The following is a 20,143-nucleotide window of genomic DNA, read 5'->3' on the forward strand; positions in this document are numbered from 1 at the left end:
GGGGCGGCGGCTCAGCCTTGTCGACCGGGCGCGCCCGCCGCGACGGCTTCGGCCACGTCGTGGATCTGAGCCGGGCCGACGCGACAGCATCCGCCGACGAGCCGTGCTCCCGCCGCGAGCCAGCCGCCCACCTGTCCCGCAAGCTCTCCGCCGTGCCCCGACCAGGAGCGGTCGTCGGCGTCCCAGACCTCCCCGCTGTTCGGGTACGCCACCAGCGGCTTGTCGGTGACGGACCGTGCCAGAGTGAGCGCGGCCTCCACGTCGACCGCGTCGCAGCAGTTGACTCCGACGGCGACGATCTCGTCCGCGGCGTCCGCGATCGCGAAGGCCTCCGCGAGGCTCTCGCCCGTCCGAAGGCGGTCTCCGGCAATCGTGACGCTCAGCCATGCCGGCACGCCGAGTCCGCGCAGCTCGGCGGCGATCGCCGCCACCTCATCGAGCGAGGGGATGGTCTCGATCGCGAGCACATCCGGGCCGGCGCCTGCGAGCGACTGCAGGCGCGGCCGGTGCCACTCCCGCAGCTCCGCGGTCGTGAGGCCGTAGTCCCCCGTGTACTCGCTGCCGTCGGCGAGCGTCGCGCCATAGGGGCCGACGGATGCCGCGACCCACGCGTCGTGGTCGTGGCCGGTGTCGGCCCGTGCCCGCCGCGCGAGCGCGACGCTGCGCATGAGCAGCAGGTCGACGGTCGGGGCGTCGAGCCCCTCGGCCTCGAGCGCCTCGTAGCTCACCTGGTAGGACGCCGTGATCGCGACGCGGGCACCCGCGGCGAAGAAGGCCTCGTGCGCGGCGCGGATCTCGCCCGGCTCGTCGAGGAGCAGCCGTGCCGACCAAAGCGACGACGAGAGGTCGTTGCCGCGCTCCTCCAGCAGCGTGCCGAGGCCGCCGTCGAGGACGACGGGACCGGCCGCAAGGGCGTCGGTGAGGCGCAGCATGCGCGTCAGTCTAGGTCGCGCGCGCCCTCACGCACGTCGCGGATCGGTCAGCCCACTTCGCCCTCGAGGTACCACCAGCGGTCGCTCTGGAACACGAACCGGCTCACCTCGTGGAGGGTGCCGGTGTCGCGACCGTCACGCCACCCGGCGCGGAACTCGACAGTTCCGCGCTTCTCGCCGGACTGTCCTCCCGTCGTCCCCACCACCTCGAGGCCCGTCCATCGGAGGTGCGGGTCGAGGTCGAGCTTGTCGGGCCGCGTCGCGGGATGCCACGATCCCTTGAGATGGCGCTCGTCCCCCACGACGAAAGCCGAGTAGCGCGAGCGCATGAGACGCTCGGCCGTCGGCGCCGGCTCTCCGCGCAGCAGCGGAGCGCAGCATCCCTCGAAGCGTCCCCCCGCTCCCGCAGGGGCACAGGTCGCCGTCGGCGACCGTCACGAATCCGTCGCGCGGAGCCCGCGAGGCACCACGCCCGAACGACATCAGCCACCCGCCTTCGCCGCGCAGTCGACGCAGCGGGTCGCGGTGGGGCGCACCCGCAGCCGCTCGACCGGGATCCGGCGCCCGCAGTCGACGCAGACGCCGTACGTTCCGTCGGCGACGCGCGCGAGCGCGGCATCCACTTCCCCCAGTTCGGCGAGCGCACCCGAGCGCAGCCCTTCGAGCTTGGACCACTCGCCCGACAGCGTCGCCCCCTCTGGGTCGTGCTCGTCGTCGGCAGACTCCCGCCCACGGTCGAGGCGCAGCTCGGCGATCTCGGCGTCGAGGAGTTCGAGGCGCGCGAGCGTCGCGGCGCGCTCTTCGGCGAGGAGGTCGGCCGGGTGCTTCACGGGCACTCAGCCTAGGCCCCGTCCCCGGGCGGAGGGCCCCGACTACCCGGGCACTTCGACCGTCACGGTCGCGTAGTCGCCGTTGCCGCTGTAGTCCCAGACGGAGAGGTCGAGGGTGAGGACGACGCCGGGCGGCATGTCCTCCACCACATATTGCAGCGCCTCCACATCGGCCTTCAGGCCGTTGACGTGCGTGCGTTCGTAGACCCAGTCGTCATCCTCGGTCGAGATGAGGGCGATCGGGTAGAGGAGGCCGTCGGGGTCGGGATCGAGCGCACCGAGGGCTCCGGACTCGTCGCGTCCGTACAGGTTCTCCTGGATGATCGTGCCGTCGTCGTCGAGCACGAGGGTCAGCACGGCGTCCTGATACTCCGTGGAGGGGTCGTCGGCATCGGGGGCGACGTAGTCCATCGGGATGTCGATGACCGTGTAGCCCGTGTCGAGATCGGTGGTGACGTTCTGGTACACCAGTGCCTCCTCCGTGCCGTCGCTGATGTCGAGGTAGGTGAGGTCGTAGTCGGCCTGGATGCCCTGGACGCCGTCCTGCTCCGTGGGAAGCGCGGGCATCTGAGCCACGTACACGAGCTCGCCATCCTCCTCGTAGCCGATCGAGACGGTGGCGTCCGTGAGCGACTCGACCGCCGTGTCGGTCATCGGCGCGAACACGCTCAGACCGTCGTCGCCGAACGACACAGTCGGCTCATCCTCGTCATGGAAGCGTGCGAGCGAAGCGGCGTTGAGCGTCGCGCCGCTGCGATAGAACTCCGAGAGCGTCGCCGGCCAGACCGGAACGTCCTGCAGGTCGCGGTAGCTCTGATAGAAGTAGTCCTCGATCGGCGGAAAGTAGATGGACATCCCCGTCGATCCGGCGCGCGCCGGCCCCTCGGTGTGCCGAAGGACCGAGGCGTCGAGCGCCGCGCGAGCAGTCGCCGCGGCCGCGGCGAGGTCGTCGCCTCCGTTGGCCGCCAGGTTGTCGAGGAACTCGCCGAGGTCGATCTGATAGAAGCTCGCCTCGGGGTCGGCGTCGCGTCCGAACGACACGACCCCCTGCTGGGCACGCGCCAGGTCGGGACTGTACGCGCCGGGGTCGGCGGTGAAGGCGTCGGCCACATCGGACATCGCCGCGTCGAGGTCCGCGATGGCGCCCAGGTCGATGAGTCCGAGCGTCACATCCGCCGACGTCTCCTCCTGCTCGGCCTGCGCGTTGAACCCCTCGATGATCGCGTCCGCGAGGTCGGGCGCCGTCGTCTGCGGATCGTCCGCGAGGATGCCGAGGCTCTCGTAGTTCCAGCCGTGCCCGGGCTCGACCTCCTCCGAGGCGACGAGATAGTCCGCGTACGGCGCGAGCGTGCTCGCCACCTCGTACGTCGCCATGAGGCACGCGTCGAAACCGAGGAGGTCGATCCTGTCGACACCCGCAGCCGAGAGCCCTTCGTCGACGCCCTGGGCGATCTCGTCGAGCTCGAGTGCGTCTTCGCCGTTCGTCTTGTCGGCGCCCATGCCGAGCCATCCGCCGCCGTGGTCCCACAGCATGAGGGCGTAGTGCTCCGCGGGGTACTCCGTCACAGACGCCTCGATGAAGTCGGCGAGCGTCGTCGCCTCGCCCGTGTCAAGCTCTCCGAGGTCGGCGAGCTCCGTGAACTCCCCGTCGTCGACCTGCAGGAACTTCGTATCCTCCCAATCGTCGAGGTTCGCGAGGCCGTCGGCCGAGTAGTCGGGGTTGCGATCGACCATCGCGACGATGTTGACGTTCTCGTCCGATCCGACGGACGCCATCTCGGTGAGGTCGTCGAGGGCGTAGGGCTCGAGATCCGTGTCGCCCATGACATACGCCATGAAGGTCCACGACGCCTCGGGTCGATCCCCTGTCGCGACCGGCCAGTCGGCCGACGTCTCGTCCTCGGCTCCGGCGGCGGCCACGGTGCTGGCCCCCGCTCCTGTGACGACGAGCGCCACCACGACGACGGCGACCACCGCCAGCAGGACGACTGAGATGATCCAGCTCCGCTTGCCCACCGCGTACCCCCTCGGACACGAGTCGGCGAGCGCCCGCCCCCCGACGACACTCGCCAACATAGAGATCGCGGGATGCCGGGGAACAGCGCTCGTTCGCGCTCCTCGCCCGTTTCAGGTGAGCGGGATCGGTTCCGACCGGCCGCAGACGCAGGCCCGGCTCAGCAGCCGTTCATAGGATCCGCAAAGGCGGGATGCCGATCGTGGATGCATGACGACCTCCGCGACGATTCCGGCCACCGCGACGGCCCCTACGGCCGTGCCCCGAGCCGCACGTCGCTCGACACCCGCGAAGGCCTGGAACGCCGCTGCCGTCACCGTCATCTGGCTCACGAGCCTGTTCGTCGTGGCGCTGTGGGTTGCCGGCGGCGGCCTTCACGCGCTCGCCGGGATGGATGGCGAGACGATCACGAGCCTCGGGCGCATCGCCGGCCTCGTGTCAGCGAATCTGCTGCTGTATCAGGTGCTGCTCATGGCCCGGGTGCCGCTCTTCGAGCGCGGCTTCGGGCGGGACGGCATCACGCGGATGCACCGGCGCGTGGGCTTCTGGTCGTTCTGGCTGCTCCTCGCGCACATCGTGCTCGTCACCGCGGGCTACGCCGTCGCGGCGCAGGTGAACGTCTTCGCGCAGCTGTGGACCCTCGTCGTCGACTACCCGGGCATGCTGCTCGCGACCGCCGGAACGGTGCTCCTCATCATGGTCGTCGCGACGTCCATCCGTCGCGCTCGCAAGAGGCTCCGCTACGAGTCCTGGCACCTCCTCCACCTCTACGGCTACCTCGGCGTAGGGCTCGCCCTCCCCCACCAGCTGTGGACGGGCGCGGACTTCCTCTCGTCGCCGGCCGCGACCACCTACTGGTGGACGCTGTGGGCGGTGGCCGCGGCATCCGTCGTCGTCTTCCGCGTCGGCCTGCCGCTCGCGCGCTCGTGGCGGCATCGTCTCCGGGTGACGGACGTCGCGGCCGACGGCAGCCGCGGGGTCACCGTGCGGGTGACCGGCCGGGAGCTGCACCGCCTCGGCGCGAAGCCCGGCCAGTTCTTCGTCTGGCGCTTCCTCGACGGATCGGGATGGACGCGCGGGCACCCCTTCTCGCTCGCCGCCGCCCCTCGTGCGGAATCGCTCGAGATCGGGGCCCAGGTGGTCGGCGACGGCACCGCCCGCCTCCGGAGCCTGAAGCCGGGCACGCCGGTGCTCGTCGAAGGCCCGTACGGCCGGATGACGGGCGACGCGCGGACCGGCACCAAGCTGCTGATGATCGCCGCCGGCGCGGGGATCGCTCCGCTGGTGTCGATCCTGGAGGGCGAGCGCTACGCGCCGGGTGATGCGACGCTCATCACCCGGGACCATGACGTCGAGTCCGGTCTCTTGCGTGGATCCGTCCGAGAGCTCATCGCCCGCCGCGGGCTGCGGCACTTCGAGCTTCCCGGCGGTCGCTCGCGCGGTTCCTCGCCCTGGATCCCCGCGACGCACGACGCATGGACCGGTCGGGAACTCATCCGCTACTTCGCTCCCGATCTCGAGGCGTACGACGCCTACGTCTGCGGGCCGCAGTCCTGGATGGACGCGGTCGTGCGCGACCTGCGGGCAGCCGGCATGCCCGCGCACGCCATCCACACCGAGTCGTTCACGGTCTGAGAGGAACCCATGAAACGCATCGTCTACGCCGTGCTCGCGACGGTCACCGGACTCGTCCTGCTCTTCAGCTACCGCACCTCGCTCGAAGCCGTCCCGCCCGTGGCGGCGGGGACGGCGGATGCCGGGGCCACCGGCTCGTCCTCCGACACCGGCTCGACCGGGTCGCACTCGTCCGGCTCGACGGACCCGGGAACGACGGACGGATCGGGGTCGGCAGAAGACTCGACCGACTCGAGCGGGTCGAGCGAGTCCAGCGGGTCCACCGGTTCGTCCGCCTCGACGAGGCTGGCGGACGGGACCTACACGGGATCCGCGGCCAGCACCCGTTTCGGACCGGTGCAGGTGCAGATCACGGTGTCGGGCGGCACGATCACGGCGGCCGAGGCCGTGGACTACCCGACCGAGAATCGGCGTGACCAGGAGATCAACCAGATCGCGATCCCCCGCCTCGTGTCCGAGACGCTGGCGGCGCAGAGTTCGGAGATCGACATGATCTCCGGCGCGACCTACACGAGTGACGGCTACATCCAGTCGCTGCAGAGCGCGATCGACCAGGCGACATCATGACGACCCTCACGCACCCACATCGCCGGACGTGGACCCATGAGGTCATGGGCAGCGTTGCGACGGTGCGGCTCGTCTTCGACCGCCCGCAGAACTCGGCGGGCGAGGCATCCGTCGCCGTCGCCGCATGCTTCGCAGAGCTCGACACCATCGATGCCCTCTTCTCGCCCTATCGCGTCGACTCAGAGATATCGCGCATCCGCCGGGGCGAGACGACAATCACGGACGCGCATGCGCTCGTCCGGGTCGTGGCGGACGCGTGCCGCGAGGCGGCGATGGCGACCGACGGCCGCTTCGACGCGTGGCTCGGCGGATCCTTCGACCCGACGGGACTCGTGAAGGGGTGGGCGGTCGAACGCGCGGCCGGCACTCACCTCGGGGACCTTCTCGGGCGGGATGGATGCCTCGCCGCCGGCCTTTCGGTCGGCGGCGACATGCAGCTGCTCACCGCCGAGGGCGCGGACTGGACCTGGCACGTCGGCATCGCCGATCCGTCGCATCCGGGCGAGATCGTGGCGACGCTGGACATTCCGCGGGGAGCCGTCGCGACGTCCGGCACCGCGGAGCGGGGCGACCACGTGCTCGACCCGCGGACCGGACGTCCGGCCGTCGGCACGGTCGCCTCCGCCACCGTCGTCGCCGACCGGCTCACCTGGGCCGACGTGTGGGCGACGACGGCCGTCGTCGCCGGCTTCGACGATCTCTCGTGGATCACCGGCGCCGGGACGACGACGGGTCTCCTCGTGGCGCCCGGCGGCCGCACCCGACGCTGGCTCGGTGCCACCGAGGTGGCGGTCGAGACGGCGGGCGCCGGCATCCCGGACTGACACGGACGAAGCGGGTGCGACGGGGACCCGCCGCACCCGCTTCCTCACGAGCCTGAGCCCGCTCCGCGTCTGGTCCCGGTGTGTGCTTAGGGAGCGTCGCCGGTCGTGCGATCCCGGTCGTACAGCGGATCGTCGTCGACCTCGAGGCTCGACCGGGTCGTGTCGTCCTCGGCCAGGTCCGTGTCGGTCACGACGACGGGCATGGCGGTGTCCGGCGTGCTCTCCGCCCACGCGGAGTCCTCGCTCGGATAGGTCTCGACGGTCTCGACGGTCTCGGTGCCCGTGACAGGTGTCAGCGTGACGTCACCCGCCACGTCGTCGTCCTTCTTCGACCCGGCGGCAGCGGCGACGCCCGCGGCGGTCGCGGCTGCGGCGGCGAGCCCGACGCCCGCGGCCACCTTGCCGGAGACTCCGGCCTTCCCGCTGTCACCGCGCGACTCCGCGGCGGCGTCGATCCCCGGCTCGCGGGAACCCGACTCCGTACCCACCGAACCCCGCCAGGCTCCGGTCGCGTAGCCCTCCGACTCGATGAACGCCTTGAAGCGGTCCAGGTCGCCCTCGGCGCGATTCTCGACGACGTGGAGCTTGTCGCCGATCTTCTCGACCAGTCCCTCGGGCTCGTACTCGAGCACGAGGTGGACCTGGGTCTGGCCGCCGCCGACGTCCTCGAACGTCACCGCGCCGGAGTTGGTCGCGCCCTCGGTCGCAGCCCACGACACCTTCTTGTCCGGAACCTGCTCGACGATCTTCGCGTCCCACTGACGACGGACGCCCGCGATCTCGGCGACCCAGTGCAGGTGCTGGTCATCGCGCTGCTCGACGGACTTGATGCCGCTCATGAAATGCGGGAACTCTTCGAACTGCGTCCACTGGTTGTATGCGACGCTGAGGGGGGACGTTGACGAGGATCGTCTTCTCCACCTTCGTGCTCATGGCGACTCCTTCTCTCGGGTGTGTGTACTCCGGGGTGATCGTGCGGGTGCGCACTCTCCAGCGACCGTAAGCAAGCGGCCTCCCGACCGTTACCCCCTTGCATTCGGGAATGAGGACGGGGAGGATGCCGCGGCCTACCGTGGAGTCCATGCGCATGCCCGCCACGATCCGCGCCCCACGTCGCGCGCCCCTCCTGCAGGTAGTCAAGTCAGCGGTCGCGACCTCCGCCGCCTGGCTCATCGCGGGCTTCCTCATCCCGGGCCCGCCGCCCGTGTTCGCGGCGATCGCGGCGCTGCTCGTCGTGCAGCCGAGCCTCAACCAGTCGCTCACGCGTGCGATCGAGCGCAGCGTGGGCGTCATCGCGGGGGTCGTCATCGCGTCGGTGCTGAGCATCCTGCTCGGCACGTCGACGTGGGTCATCCTCCTCACGACGATCGTCGCGCTGCTCATCGCCTGGGCGCTGCGCATGACGCCGGGCACGGCGAACCAGGTCGCGATCAGCGCGATCCTGGTGCTCGCCCTCGGCACGGCGACGCCGTCCTACGCCGTCGACCGCATCCTCGAGACGCTCGTCGGCGCGGTGATCGGCATCGTCGTCAATCTGGCGATCGTCTCCCCGGTCGCGGTCGCACCGGCACACAGGGCCGTCGACGAGCTGGGCGATGCGCTCGCCGACGCACTCGACCGGCTTGCGAAGGCGCTCGAGTCGCCGCAGACGCCGTCCGAGCTCGCGCGGCTGCTCGAGGGCGCCCGCGCCGTGCGGCCGAAGCTCGACGCGGCCGAAGAGGCGATCGCGGCCGGGAACGAGTCGCTGACGCTCAACCCGCGGGGGCGACGTCATCGCGATGAGCTCGAGGCGCTCCAGGCCATTCTCGAAACCTTCCGCCCCATCGTGACGCAGATGATCGGCATGACCCGCGCCTGCAGCGAGCGCTACGACCCGACCATCGACGAGGAGCCCGCGGTGCCGGCGATCGCCGACCAGCTGCACCGTGCGGCGCACGACGTGCGGCTGCGCCTGCGCCGCGCCGAGCCTGCGGCCGATGTCGCCGCCGGCCCCGCGGAGGAGCCCGCGGCACTCACGTCGCAGCTGATCGTCCTGCGTCCCTCATCGACGCATTGGATCCTCGTCGGCTCGCTCCTGGAGGATCTGCGCCGCATCCACGAGACGCTGACGGAGCCGGCCGCTAGTCGCTGACCTCGACCGTGAACGTGACGTTCTGGATGCCGCCGTCCGAGTTCTTCAGCACGACCTCGGTCGTGCCCTCGGCGAGCCCCTTCACTCCCGGGTTGTAGAGCGCTCCGCCGTCCTCGTGGCCGGGCACGAACTCGGCGACATTCGGGTCCGAGACCTCGCCGCTGTAGCTGTCGACGGCGAGCGACCCCGTGTCGATGTCGAGCACCTGCCCCACGACGAGCTTCACCGTCTGGCCCTGCAGATCACCGGCTTCCATGACGACCGGCTCGATCACCGGCGCCGCCGGCTGCGCGCACCCCGTGAGCGCCAGCGCCATGAGCGTCAGCGTGAACGACGCGATTCCCCATGCTGTCATCCGCTTCACGGGCTCAGCATGGCACCGGGGTCGGCGCGGGGTCTATGCCGCGCCGATCATGCCGGTCCTGTGCCGCACGAGGGTCCGCACGCGCTGCAGCCCCCTCACGACGGCGCGCAGAGGCATCCCGATCACCTTCGCGGCGGCGCCTCCGATCGTGCGGTCGCGATCGCCGAGCACGAGCTTCCGCTCCCAGGCGTCGCGCAGCCGCCCTCCGGGTCGTGCCAGTGGAGCCTTCGGGGCGAGGCGCCCCTCCCGCCGACGTGCGATGAGATCGCCCAGCAGCATCGTCAGGTCGTCGTCGGCGGGGTCGTGGAAGTAGTTGTCGCGCAGCCACGCAGACGACGGATGCCGCAGCCGCCGTGCCACGACATCCTCCTCGCTCCCGAAAAGACCGCTGTCGACGAAGACCTCGTTGATGAGCCGCCGCGAGACGCCGAACGTGTCCAGGGCGATGACGGGGATGCCACGGGCGACCGCCTCGATCGCCGCCGTGGAGCTCACCGTGACGAGCCCCTCCGCCGTTTCGAGCGCGGCCGACATGGGCTCGGTCGAGAACACGAGGTTCGGTGGAACGGGCCCCAGAGACTCGACGAGCTCCGTCAGGGCATCGTGCTCGGCGTGGGTCTGGTGCTCGCCCGCGCTCGCCCGGAGCTTGAGGACGACGCGACGCGACGGCTGGGCCTCCGCCGAGCGCACGAGGAGCCGGGCGATGCGAAGCCGGTCCTCGCGCTCGCGCGGCACGATCGCCTGCGCCGCGAAGACGAGGTCGGTGCCGGTCCGAGCGGGATGCGAGCCGGCGGCACGCCGGTCCGCGGCGAACGGCAGCCGCGTCAGCGCGAACCGCTGCGAGAACCCGCGCGACCGAGCGAGGGCGTCGAACTCCCGCACTTCGCGGCGGGAGTGCAGCACGAAGAGGTCGCACTGCGTCCGGTAGACGAGCGCCTTCCGCGTGGCGGGGGTCGAGATGCCGGGGAGGCCCGAGACGATGACGGGCCGTGGCACGAGTGCTGCCGCGAGACGTGCCACCACTCGCACGAGGGGTCCGCGAGCCGCCACGAGCACGGCATCCGGTCTCTTCTCGGCGAGCCGCTCCCGCAGCGTCTCATACGAGACTCGCGACACCCGCTCGAGGCCGCTGCCGGCCAGCGCCGCGCGCAGCTGCGGATCGCTGACGACGACGGGTGTGTCGAGCACGAGCAGCTCGACCTCCCACTCGCCGGCATCGAAGGAGGCCAGGAGCGCCGCCGCCCACTTGACGTACGAGTCCGTGTCGGCGATCCCGACCACGCGGAGTCGTGCGAGCGTGCCTGCCGTCACGCCGGGACGCGCCGCAGCTTCGCCATCGGCGCGAGCTCGCCCGGGAAGACGCGCTTGACGCCGTCGCCGAGGGCCGCCTCGATGATGCGGATGTCGCGGACGAGGTGATGGAGCCCCGTGGGCTCGAGCGACGCCGCGTGGTCCGAGCCCCACATCGTGCGGTCGAGCGTGATGTGCCGCTCGACCGCCACGGCGCCGAGGGCGACTGCTGCGACCGAGATCTGCAGGCCGCGCTCGTGACCCGAGTACCCCACGGGCACACCGGGATAGCGCTCGCGCAGCACGGGGATGACGCGGAGGTTCGCCTCTTCGGGCTCCATCGGATAGGTCGAGGTCGCATGCATGAGCACGAGCCGGTCGGTGCCGAGCACCTCGATCGCGCGGTCGATCTGGTCGACCGTCGACATCCCGGTGGAGAGGATGACGGGCTTGCCCGTGTCTCGCAGCGCCTCGAGCAGGTCGAGGTCGGTGACGGATGCCGAGGCCACCTTGTGCGCCACGACCCCGAGGTCCTCGAGGAATCCCACCGACGGGACGTCCCAGGGCGAAGCGAACCACTCGAGACCGCGGAGCAGCGCGTGATCCGAGATCTCGATGTACTCGTCGCGGCCGAACTCGACGCGGCGGCGGTAGTCGAGATACGTCATGGTGCCCCAGGGCGTCTCGCGCGGGACCTCGCGCATGTGCTCGGGGGTGGCGAGCTCGGGCGTGCGCTTCTGGAACTTGACGGCGTCGGCTCCCGCGTCGGCCGCGACGTCGATGAGCCGCTTGGCGAGCTCGACGTCTCCGTTGTGGTTCAGGCCGATCTCGGCGATGACGTAAGCGGGACGTCCGCCTCCGATGACTCGGGTTCCGATCGTGACGGTCACCGGGCGCTCCTCTTCTCTTGGGGGACGGGGGATGCCGCGCGCGCGGCGAGGACGCGGTCGGCGAGCGCCCGCACGGCACCGTCGCCGCCGGGGCGATCGACGACGGCTCGAGCGGCCGTGAGCACGAGGGGGTGGGCTCCGGGCACGGCGACGGGCCAGCCCACGAGCTCCAGGCACGCCAGGTCGTTGACGTCGTTGCCGAGATACGCCATGCGTGAGAGCGGGGTGCCCGAGGCATCCGCCCACGCGCGCAGCGCCCGCGCCTTGTCGTCGACGCCCTGCAGCACCTCGACCTGCAGCTTGCGGGCGCGGGCGCTCACGACGGGGTTCGTCTCGGTCGAGAGGATGAGCACGGGCACGCCGGCCCTCCGCAGCAGCGCGACGCCCATGCCGTCCGAGCGACTCACGCGGACCGATTCGCGTCCTGCTCCGTCGACCGCGACAGTGTCGTCGGTGTGCACGCCGTCGAAGTCGGTCACGACGACATCGACATCGATCGGCTCCGGCAGATCGACGAGCGGGGCGAGCGCCTGCGCCTGTTCCAGCTCCGACACCGTGTCGATCTCGAGAGCCGTGCGCTCGGGCACCTCGACGATCCCGATCCGTCCGAAGAAGCGGTGAGCGGATGCTGCGAACCCTGCGGCCCCGAACACGTAGAAGGCCCCGGTCTCGAGGTAGTGGGGGTCGCGGTCCTGGCGGCGCGGGCGGTGGGCGGCGTCGTGGTTGACCGCGACGGCCCGGGACGAGGCATCCCGGGCCCACAGGAAGCCGTACGACTGCACGGCGGCCAAGACGCTGTCGAAGCGGTCCGATCTCACGAGGTCCACGGCTTCCGCGAGGGCCGCCGCGTCGATGAACGGCGAGGTCGCCTGAAGGAAGGCGACGATCGAGACGTCGACGCCGCGCGTGGACAGTTCATCGAGGGCGTGGAGGACCGCGCTCTCGGAGCTCGCCGCGTCGCCCGCGATGTCGGCGGGTCGCTCGACGACGTCGGCGCCCCACTCGCGCGCGACCGCTGCGATCTCGACGTCGTCGGTCGACACGACGACCCGGTCGACCGCCCCGCTGCGGCGCGCCGCGGCGACGGCCCGGGCGACGAGGGGCACTCCCCCGACACGACGGAGGTTCTTGCGTGGCACGCCCTTCGAGCCGCCCCGCGCCGGGATGACCGCGACGACCTCGCTCACGACGTCACGCCTTCCGTGCGCGCGGGCTTCGTGCGGATGGCGAAACGGGCGCCGTCGAGCACGAGCGGCAGCGTCGTGGCCGTGCTCGACGGCAACGTGAAGATGTCGAGCGGACCGGGTGCACCGGCGAGCACGAGCTCGGCCGGGAGGCGTACGGCCGAGACGGCGACGCCCCGGATCTCGCGGACCGCGTCGAGCTGCGACTGCGGCTCTCTTCGGTGGGGCAGATAGGTGACGGGACCGGATGCCGCGATCCCCGCGACCCAGCGCAGGTAGTCGCCGAGTCGCATGCGGCCGTCGACGGGCCGGGCGCTGCCCATGAGCACGCGCGGACCGACGTCGGCGCCGGCCGGCGCGCTCGCGCGGACCCAGTCGAAGCGGTGATGAACGACGGCGATGCCCCGGCGCGCGAGCGCGTCGCGCTCAGCGACCTCGAACGCCGTGAACAGCGAGACGTGTCGGGCCGCGGCGAGGCGGAGGGTGCGCTCGAGGGCGAACGGCGCGAGAGTGCTCGTCATCCTCCCCTCCTCGACACCCGGGCGGGCATAGGGACCTGTGCCGACCAGGGCGCGCGCGAACGGGAGGGTGTTGGCGCCGTCGTCGAGGAACGTGAGGGCCTTGGGTCGCAGTACCGTGAGCGCCAGGCGGAACTGCCCCGAGAAGCCGTCGCCGACCAGCCAGTGGTCATGCTGCGACAGGAGCTTCCACGGGATGCCGAGATACGGCTCCGTCACTCCGAACAGCGCACCGCGGGCGATGAGCTCGTCGGCGGTCTCGGACATCTGGGCGGTCAGGCGGCCAGCGACAGGAACGGCGCGGTCCTGCGCGGCGGCCCATTCGGCTGCACCCACGAGCTGCAGGGGCGATTCCACCCAGGCCAGCACCTTGTCGCGACTGCTCATTCGTCTCCCGGTCGTCGGTTGCGCAACCGTTCGCTACACGGTCGTGGGCACAGGTGACGTCGCGCCGGACGAGAGGCTACGGAGGAGCGGACTGTTCGTGAACGATCGGTTGCGATGCCGATCCGTGCGGGGTCGGGGGTGTGGATAAGTGCGGCGAGCGCCCAGACGGCGCGGTTACGGTGGTCGCGTGAAGCCTCGCCTCGTCACGTCGGTCTCAGCGCTCGCGCTCGTGGCGGCCATGACGACCGGATGCCTCCCCCAGCCCTCTCCCGAGCCGACACCGGCGTTCGCATCGGAAGAGGAGGCCTTCGCCGCCGCCGAAGCGACCTACCGGGCGTATGTGGACGCGCTCAATGAAGTCGATTTGAGCGATCCCGAGACGTTCGAGGGTGTTTACGCGTGGACGACCGGCGACGCGAACGCTAACGAACGACAGACTCTGAGCCAGATGCACGCTGACGGATGGACAGTAACCGGCACGACGAAGATTGATCTTTTCGACGGTCGCGAGTTTGACGCCAAGTCCTCCCATGTGGTGGCAATCGTTTGTTCAAACGTCGCCGAGATTGAAGTGGTCGACTCGACGGGCGCATCGATGGTTGGCGCTGACCGTCCAGACGTTTACGCGCTCGAAGTGAGGTTGGTGCCGTCTGGCACGAGCACCGGCCTCTCAATCGAGCGCAGCAACGCCATTGAGGACAAAGCTTGCAACTGATCAGCGTCGCTCTCGTGACCGTCTTGATGGCCGTCGGTGGAACTGTTGGCGGATCATCAAGCTGCGAAGGTTCCTCGGTCTGGACTCACTGTGACGTGTCCAACTCCGGCTCGCAGATCGACATCGGCGCCTCGACCGGCAGCCCGGGCACAGCGGACAGATCGAATGCCTTTGACCGCGGCCAGCGCGATCCGGCCCTGAAGGATCCGGCCCCGAACGATCCGGGACCAGTCGACCCGGCCACGGGTCAGACGTGCGCAAGTCCTCTGTGCCGCACGATCTACTCGGTCGTCAACATCCCCGAGGTGACGATCGACGACCTCGCGTCCTTCAGACCCACCTCCCCGTCCCTGACGGGCGAGCCCGCGGGGTTCGGCGTCGTCGGCATGCCGGCGAACGTGGTGGCCGCGGGATCCGAGCAGCTCATCCCGGGAAATCTGCTCGGATGGGACGTGGTGGTCCGCTTCCGGCCCGCCGCCTATGTCTTCGCGTACGGCGACGGCTCGACCCAGCGGGTGACGACGGGCGGCGCGACCTGGGAGCAGCTCGGGCAGGCGCAGTTCACGCCGACCGCCACGAGCCACGTCTACCGCGAGCGGGGCACGTATCCGGTGAGCGTGACCGTCCAGTACGCGGCGGCCGTGGACTTCGGCACGGGCTGGCGGCCCGTGCAGGGCTACGTCTCGGCGACGACAGGCGGCTACGACGTCCGCGTCGTCGAGGTGAAGACGGCGCTCGTCGACCGCACGTGTGTCGAGAATCCCAGCGGTCCGGGCTGCTGACCGGCGTTCTACCCTTCGACGAGCTCAGGGACCGGGGAGTTCAGGGACCGGGGAAGCTCGGGGACTGGGAAGGCTCGGGGACCGGGCCCGCGGCGCGTCGGCGCGGCGTGACAGGATGAGCGCATGCCCGACCGGCTCATGCTCCTCGACAGCGCCTCGCTCTATTTCCGCGCCTTCTACGGCGTGCCCGACACGGTGAAGGCACCCGACGGCACCCCCGTCAACGCGGTGCGCGGCTTCCTCGACATCATCACGAAGCTCGTGACGCTCTACCAGCCGACGCACCTCATCGCCTGCTGGGACGACGACTGGCGTCCCCAGTGGCGCGTCGAGCTGATTCCCTCGTACAAGACGCACCGCGTCGCCGAGGTCGTCGAGGTCGGACCCGACATCGAGGTGGTGCCGGATCCGCTCGAGGTCCAGGTGCCCATCATCCGCGAGACGCTCGCCGCACTCGGCATCCAGATCATCGGCGCGCCCGAGCACGAGGCCGACGACGTGATCGGAACGCTCGCGACTACGGCGACCCTCCCCGTCGACGTCGTGACCGGCGACCGCGACCTCTTCCAGCTCGTCGACGACGCTCGCGACGTGCGGGTCGTCTACACCGCGCGCGGTATGAGCAACCTCGAGGTCGTCACCGACGAGGTCGTGGTCAAGAAGTACGGCGTCCTGCCGACCCAGTACGCCGACTTCGCCACGATGCGCGGCGACTCGTCCGACGGGCTCCCCGGCGTCGCGGGCATCGGCGAGAAGTCCGCCGCGACGCTCCTCGCCGCGCACGGCGACCTGGCCGGGATCATCGCGGCGGCCGAAGCGGGCCAGGGGATGTCCGCAGGCGTCGCCGCCAAGATCACGAACGCCCTCCCCTACCTCGCCGTCGCACCGACCGTCGTCGAGGTCGTGAAGAACCTCGACCTCCCCGCGGTCGACTCGCGCCTCCGACCGCTCGATGAGAAGCAGAAGACGGATGCCGCGGCCCTCGCCGAGCGCTGGGCGATCGGATCCGCCATGACGCGGATCGTCGACGCGCTCGACGCCGTCGGCACCGGCGCCGCCGAGGCGACCGCCTGACGTGCTCCCGCGGGAGTACGCGGGACCACTCCGTCCGCGCGACGAAGGCCGAGGGGGTCCGGCGTACCATCGTGCGCATGCCGGAACGCGCGTGGGACGAGTTCGAACCGCGCTTCCGGCCCCCGCCCGGGGTCACGCTGTGGCTTCCCGTCGTCCTCTCGTTCGTGATCCAGGTGCCCGCGGCGATCGCGGTGTCGGCGTGGCAGCGCGTACCCGCTCCCTACGGGGCCATCAGCGTTGCACTGGCCGCAGCATCCGCCCTCGCCCTCATCGGAGCACGGCGCTGGCCCGGACCCACCGTCGCCCTCGTCGCCGCGCTCACGACCGTCGACCTCTTCGTGCCGCCCGACGTCGGCCCGATTCTCGTCGCACTCGCCTTCGGGATCATCGGCGCCGTGGTCCGGGGCGCGCGGCTGTGGGCGCTGTTCTCGGTCGGCGCCGCCTGGCTTCTCGCGGTCACGGCGAGCGGTCTGATCGGGATGTCGTGGCATCCATTCCGCATCGCCCTTGCGACCCTTGCGCTCGGCCTCTTCTTCGCGATCGGCGAGGGGATCCGCCTGCGCCTCTCACGCGGGGCCGAGCGCCGCGCACAGCTCGCGGAGCGCCAGCGCACCGTCGAACAGGAGGAGCGATCGCGCATCGCGCGCGAGCTGCACGACGTGCTGGCGCATTCGCTGAGCCAGATCTCGGTGCAGTCCGGCATGGGCTTGCACCTCTTCGACCGCGAGCCCGAACGCGCGCGGGAGGCGCTCGCGAACATCCGCGAGCTCAGTGCGGCGGGGCTCGACGAGGTGCGCGGCGTGCTCTCCTTCCTCCGCGGCGATGAGTCCGGGTCACCGCAGACCGCACCGCTCACGCCCCAGCCGCAGCTGGCCGAACTCCCCCGCCTGGTCGAGCAGCGCACCGCCCTCGGCCTGGTCGTCCGGCTCGACGACCGGCTCGAGGGCGACCGCCCCGCGGGTGCGATCCAGACCACCGCCTACCGCATCGCACAGGAGGCTCTCACGAACGTCGTCCGGCACTCGGCGGCCTCGAACGCCACCGTCACGCTCGAGCGCGCGGGCGACGTCCTCGTCGTCAGCATCGTCGATGACGGCTCGGGGCGCGCGCCGGATGCGGCGGAGGGCGGCGGCATCCGCGGCATGCGCGAGCGCGCGGCACTCGCCGGCGGGAGCCTGCACGTTCATCAGGGAGAGCCGTCCGGCACCGTCGTCGAAGCGCGCCTGCCCTGGGCGGGCCCGCGATGATCCGCGTCGCGATCGCCGACGACCACCAGCTCGTACGAGCGGGATTCCGGGCGCTGCTGAACTCGGAGCCCGACATCGAGGTCGTGGTCGAGGCATCCGGCGGTCACGAGCTGCTGCGCGCCCTCGCGACGCAACCCGTCGACGTGGCCCTGCTCGACATCCGCATGCCCGACGGTGACGGACTCTGGACGACGGAGCAGATCGCCGCAGACCCCGCGCTCACGCACGTCAGGGTCGTGATCGTCACGACGTTCGAGCTCGACGAGTACGTCGCCCGGGCGATCCGCGCCGGCGCGAGCGGCTTCCTCGTGAAGGACACCGAGCCCGTGGACCTGATCCGCGCCGTGCGTGTCGTCGCGGAGGGTGAAGCGCTCCTCTCGCCGAGCGTCACGCGACGCCTTCTCGAACGGGCGGCGGACGGATTGAAGGATGCCCCGGCCGCGCGTGCTCTCGCCGGGCTGACCGAGCGCGAGGCCGAAGTGCTCGCCCTCGTCGCCCAGGGCCTCACGAACGAGGAGATCGCCGCGCGGCTTTTCATCTCGCCGCTCACGGCGAAGACCCACGTGTCTCGCATCATGCAGAAGCTCCACGCCCGCGATCGCGTGCAGCTCGTCGTGCTCGCCTACGAGGCGGGCATCATCCGACCGGGGTGGAACGCCGGCTGACGTACTCCGGCCGGAGCACGGCGATTGCCTTCCGGCGTCGGATTCGCCGGGAACCGCCCACGGCTTGACTCGAAGGGCCGGCAGAGTGCCGGCGTGTCATCCGAGAGGATCCCTCATGTCCGCAACGCTTGCCGCCGCCATGGCAGCTGTGCCCGCCCACTTCGCCGGCCCGTGGGGGTTCGGCTGGTGGTTCCTGCTGATCCCGTTCTTCTGGATCCTCGTCTTCGTCCTGATCTTCTCGATCTTCGGTCGGCGCTGGCGCCGGGGCGCGGCCGAGAACGGCTACGGGCCGTACGGTCGCCGCAACCCGGCCCGCCAGGCGGAGGCGACGCTCGCCGAGCGCTTCGCGAAGGGCGACATCGACGAGGTCGAGTACCGCGCGCGCCTCGAGGTGCTCCGGATCAACGCCGACGACTGACCGCGAGGGGACCTGGATCGACGATCCGGGCCCCTTCCGTCGCGCGCCGGCCGTTCACGGCACCGGCTGCGCCCGGCAGTCCGGTGGTGATGGCCTTCCGCGCCCAGGCGTAGTGGTTCCCGCCGCACTCGAGGCAGAACTCCCCGAGGTGCGACCCCCGGGTCCACGGGTACGCCTCGACGTCGAACAGCTCCTCGTCGGAGTGGGCCCGCAGCAGGCGCTGCAGACCCGCGTGGGAGAGGTCGAGGCGGTACTCGACGTCTTCGAGCGTCGCGTGCTGCCAGCGATCGCGGAGCACGACGTTGAGAGCGTCGAGCTCGCGCCAGGAGTACCCGTCGGCGGGAATCGCGGGCGAGCCGCCGATCATTCCGTCCTCGTACCAGCCCTCGAGAAGCAGATGCCAGGCGAGCAGGTGGGCGAGGACGTCGCGCACATTGCGGTCGCGAGCGTCGCCCGCGAACGCCTCGTCGATGCGCCCGTCGACGCGCAGCTGATCGACGAGCGCCTTGAGCTGCGCGAATTCATCGTCGTTGCGCTGGATGAGAGCATCCCGCTGGTCCGTCGCCATCCGGTTCCCGCCTTCCCGCCACCTCGCGTGGCCGCCCCGCAGCCCGTGCTCACGATACGCTCGCGCGTTGCCGCGCGCGCCGAGGCCTCATCCTTCGCGGCGGAGGCCCGTCCACTCCCGCAGCCGCTCGAGGGGCCACGTCGTCACGATCCGCTCGGCCGGGACCCCGAGTCGCTCGGCGCGCTCGGCGCCGTAGTCGATGAGCGAGAGCTGCCCCGGCGCGTGAGCGTCCGAGTCGATCGAGAAGAGGCATCCGAGCTCCATCGCGAGGCCGATCATCCCGTCGGGCGGGTCCTGGCGCTCGGGGCGGGAGTTGATCTCGACCGCGACGCCGTGCGCGGCGCAGGCCTCGAACACCGCCTCGGCGTCGAACGTGGACTGCGGGCGCGTGCCGCGAGAGCCCTCCACCAGGCGGCCCGTCACGTGCCCGAGCACGTCGACGCGGGGGTTCGACACCGCTGCGACGAGTCGGCCCGTCATGGGCGCCTTCTCCATCCGCAGCTTCGAGTGCGCCGACGCGACGACGATGTCGAGCTCGTCGAGGAGATCGGGCTCTTGGTCGAGCTCGCCCGCGTCGAGGATGTCGACCTCGATGCCCCACAGGAGCGTGAAGCCGTCGCGGCTCTCGGCGGCGACGACGCCGCGCTGCTCCCGCAGGCGCTCGGGAGAGAGGCCGTTCGCCACGCGCAGGCGCGGCGAGTGGTCGGTGAGCGCAAGGTACTCGTGCCCCAGCGACCGACCGGCAGCGGCCATCAGCTCGATCGAGGTGAGGCCGTCGGACCACTCGCTGTGGCTGTGCAGGTCGCCCTTGAGGAGCTTGCGCAGCGTCGATGCCCGCTCGACTCCGGCGCGCTCGCGCAGATCGACGAGGTAACCCGGCGTTCCGCCCTCCAGCGCCTCCTGGATGACCGCGAAGGTCGAGTCGCCGATGCCCTTGCGACGGCGGAGGGATGCGGCATCCCGGAGCTCCTCATCCGTCAGGCCGGCGATCGCGTCGGCTGCCGCGCGGAACGCCTTGGACTTGTACCGCGACGCACGTTCGCGCTCGAGGAGCGTCGCGATCTCGGTGAGGGCGTCGTACGGGTTCACGGCGTCTGTCGCGGTCCTG

At 70.9% G+C, this 20,143-nt stretch carries 21 protein-coding genes and 1 pseudogene; 10 read left to right on the plus strand and 12 right to left on the minus strand.

Translation table 11 applies throughout. From position 1 onward, the window contains the following. Positions 1-11 precede the first annotated feature (11 nt). The 4 genes from mmuM to G5T42_RS16380 all read right to left on the minus strand — a co-directional run bounded on the left by mmuM (position 12) and on the right by G5T42_RS16380 (position 3,778). Complete coding sequence (gene mmuM, locus G5T42_RS16365) at positions 12-932, minus strand: homocysteine S-methyltransferase (protein WP_165129818.1); 921 nt, start codon at positions 930-932, stop codon at positions 12-14. A 47-nt stretch (positions 933-979) separates the two neighbouring features. Then, the gene (locus G5T42_RS17855; RefSeq protein ID WP_241245872.1) at positions 980-1,261 is read right to left on the minus strand and encodes a YchJ family metal-binding protein; all 282 of its coding nucleotides are present in this window, start codon (positions 1,259-1,261) and stop codon (positions 980-982) included. 153 nt (positions 1,262-1,414) lie between these two features. Then, a complete protein-coding gene (locus tag G5T42_RS16375) occupies positions 1,415-1,762 on the minus strand; it encodes a TraR/DksA C4-type zinc finger protein (protein ID WP_165129819.1) in 348 nt (115 codons plus the stop codon). A 42-nt stretch (positions 1,763-1,804) separates the two neighbouring features. Beyond that, entirely contained in the window at positions 1,805-3,778 is a 1,974-nt protein-coding gene (locus G5T42_RS16380) for a clostripain-related cysteine peptidase (protein ID WP_165129820.1), read from the minus strand. Between the two features lie 208 nt (positions 3,779-3,986). Between G5T42_RS16380 and G5T42_RS16385 the strand changes: the two genes are divergently transcribed. Genes G5T42_RS16385 through G5T42_RS16395 form a run of 3 tightly spaced genes read left to right on the plus strand, consistent with a single transcriptional unit; the run spans position 3,987 to position 6,802 of the window. Beyond that, the gene (locus G5T42_RS16385; protein WP_165129821.1) at positions 3,987-5,411 is read left to right on the plus strand and encodes a ferredoxin reductase family protein; all 1,425 of its coding nucleotides are present in this window, start codon (positions 3,987-3,989) and stop codon (positions 5,409-5,411) included. A gap of 9 nt (positions 5,412-5,420) precedes the next feature. After that, entirely contained in the window at positions 5,421-5,978 is a 558-nt protein-coding gene (locus G5T42_RS16390; RefSeq protein ID WP_165129822.1) for an FMN-binding protein, read from the plus strand. Next, a complete protein-coding gene (locus G5T42_RS16395; protein WP_165129823.1) occupies positions 5,975-6,802 on the plus strand; it encodes an FAD:protein FMN transferase in 828 nt (275 codons plus the stop codon). The genes G5T42_RS16390 and G5T42_RS16395 overlap by 4 nt, the downstream gene beginning before the upstream one ends. A gap of 332 nt (positions 6,803-7,134) precedes the next feature. Here the strand turns inward: G5T42_RS16395 and G5T42_RS16400 are convergent. Next, a pseudogene (locus G5T42_RS16400) lies at positions 7,135-7,735 on the minus strand (SRPBCC family protein); the annotation flags it as partial. A gap of 148 nt (positions 7,736-7,883) precedes the next feature. Between G5T42_RS16400 and G5T42_RS16405 the strand changes: the two are divergent. Next, entirely contained in the window at positions 7,884-8,933 is a 1,050-nt protein-coding gene (locus tag G5T42_RS16405; protein WP_165129824.1) for an FUSC family protein, read from the plus strand. Here G5T42_RS16405 and G5T42_RS16410 read toward each other — a convergent pair. From G5T42_RS16410 to G5T42_RS16430, 5 genes are read right to left on the minus strand one after another with little or no spacing between them, the layout of a single operon-like run. Beyond that, entirely contained in the window at positions 8,923-9,288 is a 366-nt protein-coding gene (locus tag G5T42_RS16410; RefSeq protein WP_241246087.1) for a hypothetical protein, read from the minus strand. The two genes, G5T42_RS16405 and G5T42_RS16410, sit on opposite strands and share 11 nt — an antisense overlap. A gap of 42 nt (positions 9,289-9,330) precedes the next feature. Beyond that, the gene (locus tag G5T42_RS16415; protein ID WP_165129826.1) at positions 9,331-10,608 is read right to left on the minus strand and encodes a DUF6716 putative glycosyltransferase; all 1,278 of its coding nucleotides are present in this window, start codon (positions 10,606-10,608) and stop codon (positions 9,331-9,333) included. Continuing rightward, positions 10,605-11,477 carry an N-acetylneuraminate synthase family protein gene (locus G5T42_RS16420; protein ID WP_165129827.1) on the minus strand — a complete coding sequence of 291 codons (873 nt, stop codon included), beginning with the start codon at positions 11,475-11,477 and terminating at the stop codon, positions 10,605-10,607. The genes G5T42_RS16415 and G5T42_RS16420 overlap by 4 nt, the downstream gene beginning before the upstream one ends. Beyond that, positions 11,474-12,664: an acylneuraminate cytidylyltransferase gene (locus G5T42_RS16425; RefSeq protein ID WP_165129828.1), complete on the minus strand. Its 1,191-nt coding sequence runs from the start codon at positions 12,662-12,664 to the stop codon at positions 11,474-11,476. The genes G5T42_RS16420 and G5T42_RS16425 overlap by 4 nt, the downstream gene beginning before the upstream one ends. Beyond that, positions 12,661-13,566 carry a hypothetical protein gene (locus G5T42_RS16430; RefSeq protein WP_165129829.1) on the minus strand — a complete coding sequence of 302 codons (906 nt, stop codon included), beginning with the start codon at positions 13,564-13,566 and terminating at the stop codon, positions 12,661-12,663. The genes G5T42_RS16425 and G5T42_RS16430 overlap by 4 nt, the downstream gene beginning before the upstream one ends. Before the next feature lie 187 nt (positions 13,567-13,753). Here G5T42_RS16430 and G5T42_RS16435 point away from each other — a divergent pair, with 187 nt between their 5' ends. The 6 genes from G5T42_RS16435 (at position 13,754) to G5T42_RS16460 (ending at position 18,467) form a co-directional block, all read left to right on the plus strand. Beyond that, the gene (locus tag G5T42_RS16435; RefSeq protein WP_241245873.1) at positions 13,754-14,281 is read left to right on the plus strand and encodes a hypothetical protein; all 528 of its coding nucleotides are present in this window, start codon (positions 13,754-13,756) and stop codon (positions 14,279-14,281) included. A 95-nt stretch (positions 14,282-14,376) separates the two neighbouring features. Further along, positions 14,377-15,063, plus strand: a complete 687-nt coding sequence (locus tag G5T42_RS16440) for a hypothetical protein (RefSeq protein ID WP_165129831.1) — start codon at positions 14,377-14,379, stop codon at positions 15,061-15,063. Between the two features lie 123 nt (positions 15,064-15,186). Continuing rightward, complete coding sequence (locus G5T42_RS16445) at positions 15,187-16,137, plus strand: 5'-3' exonuclease (RefSeq protein WP_165129832.1); 951 nt, start codon at positions 15,187-15,189, stop codon at positions 16,135-16,137. A 77-nt stretch (positions 16,138-16,214) separates the two neighbouring features. Beyond that, entirely contained in the window at positions 16,215-17,384 is a 1,170-nt protein-coding gene (locus G5T42_RS16450) for a sensor histidine kinase (RefSeq protein WP_165129833.1), read from the plus strand. Then, positions 17,381-18,049 (plus strand): response regulator transcription factor, encoded by a 669-nt coding sequence (locus G5T42_RS16455; RefSeq protein ID WP_165129834.1) that lies wholly within the window; start codon positions 17,381-17,383, stop codon positions 18,047-18,049. The genes G5T42_RS16450 and G5T42_RS16455 overlap by 4 nt, the downstream gene beginning before the upstream one ends. A gap of 115 nt (positions 18,050-18,164) precedes the next feature. Next, positions 18,165-18,467 (plus strand): hypothetical protein, encoded by a 303-nt coding sequence (locus G5T42_RS16460; RefSeq protein WP_165129835.1) that lies wholly within the window; start codon positions 18,165-18,167, stop codon positions 18,465-18,467. On the opposite strand, the gene G5T42_RS16465 is transcribed toward G5T42_RS16460, so the two are convergent. Both G5T42_RS16465 and G5T42_RS16470 read right to left on the minus strand, forming a co-directional pair. Continuing rightward, positions 18,451-19,035 carry a ClbS/DfsB family four-helix bundle protein gene (locus tag G5T42_RS16465; protein ID WP_165129836.1) on the minus strand — a complete coding sequence of 195 codons (585 nt, stop codon included), beginning with the start codon at positions 19,033-19,035 and terminating at the stop codon, positions 18,451-18,453. The genes G5T42_RS16460 and G5T42_RS16465 overlap by 17 nt on opposite strands. Before the next feature lie 87 nt (positions 19,036-19,122). Continuing rightward, the gene (locus tag G5T42_RS16470; RefSeq protein ID WP_165129837.1) at positions 19,123-20,124 is read right to left on the minus strand and encodes a PHP domain-containing protein; all 1,002 of its coding nucleotides are present in this window, start codon (positions 20,122-20,124) and stop codon (positions 19,123-19,125) included. Positions 20,125-20,143 lie beyond the last annotated feature (19 nt).

Source organism: Microbacterium sp. 4R-513 (assembly GCF_011046485.1).
Taxonomy (GTDB): Bacteria; Actinomycetota; Actinomycetes; order Actinomycetales; family Microbacteriaceae; genus Microbacterium.

What these genes read in the sequence shown, in the direction of transcription:
- G5T42_RS16430 (WP_165129829.1), bottom strand. Translation starts at nt 13,566, where the DNA reads ATGAGCAGTCGCGACAAGGTGCTGGCCTGGGTGGAATCGCCCCTGCAG.
- G5T42_RS16450 (WP_165129833.1), top strand. Translation starts at nt 16,215, where the DNA reads ATGCCGGAACGCGCGTGGGACGAGTTCGAACCGCGCTTCCGGCCCCCG.
- G5T42_RS16460 (WP_165129835.1), top strand. Translation starts at nt 18,165, where the DNA reads ATGTCCGCAACGCTTGCCGCCGCCATGGCAGCTGTGCCCGCCCACTTC.
- G5T42_RS17855 (WP_241245872.1), bottom strand. Translation starts at nt 1,261, where the DNA reads ATGCGCTCGCGCTACTCGGCTTTCGTCGTGGGGGACGAGCGCCATCTC.
- G5T42_RS16445 (WP_165129832.1), top strand. Translation starts at nt 15,187, where the DNA reads ATGCCCGACCGGCTCATGCTCCTCGACAGCGCCTCGCTCTATTTCCGC.
- G5T42_RS16405 (WP_165129824.1), top strand. Translation starts at nt 7,884, where the DNA reads ATGCGCATGCCCGCCACGATCCGCGCCCCACGTCGCGCGCCCCTCCTG.
- mmuM (WP_165129818.1), bottom strand. Translation starts at nt 932, where the DNA reads ATGCTGCGCCTCACCGACGCCCTTGCGGCCGGTCCCGTCGTCCTCGAC.
- G5T42_RS16395 (WP_165129823.1), top strand. Translation starts at nt 5,975, where the DNA reads ATGACGACCCTCACGCACCCACATCGCCGGACGTGGACCCATGAGGTC.
- G5T42_RS16455 (WP_165129834.1), top strand. Translation starts at nt 17,381, where the DNA reads ATGATCCGCGTCGCGATCGCCGACGACCACCAGCTCGTACGAGCGGGA.
- G5T42_RS16390 (WP_165129822.1), top strand. Translation starts at nt 5,421, where the DNA reads ATGAAACGCATCGTCTACGCCGTGCTCGCGACGGTCACCGGACTCGTC.
- G5T42_RS16465 (WP_165129836.1), bottom strand. Translation starts at nt 19,035, where the DNA reads ATGGCGACGGACCAGCGGGATGCTCTCATCCAGCGCAACGACGATGAA.
- G5T42_RS16385 (WP_165129821.1), top strand. Translation starts at nt 3,987, where the DNA reads ATGACGACCTCCGCGACGATTCCGGCCACCGCGACGGCCCCTACGGCC.
- G5T42_RS16410 (WP_241246087.1), bottom strand. Translation starts at nt 9,288, where the DNA reads ATGACAGCATGGGGAATCGCGTCGTTCACGCTGACGCTCATGGCGCTG.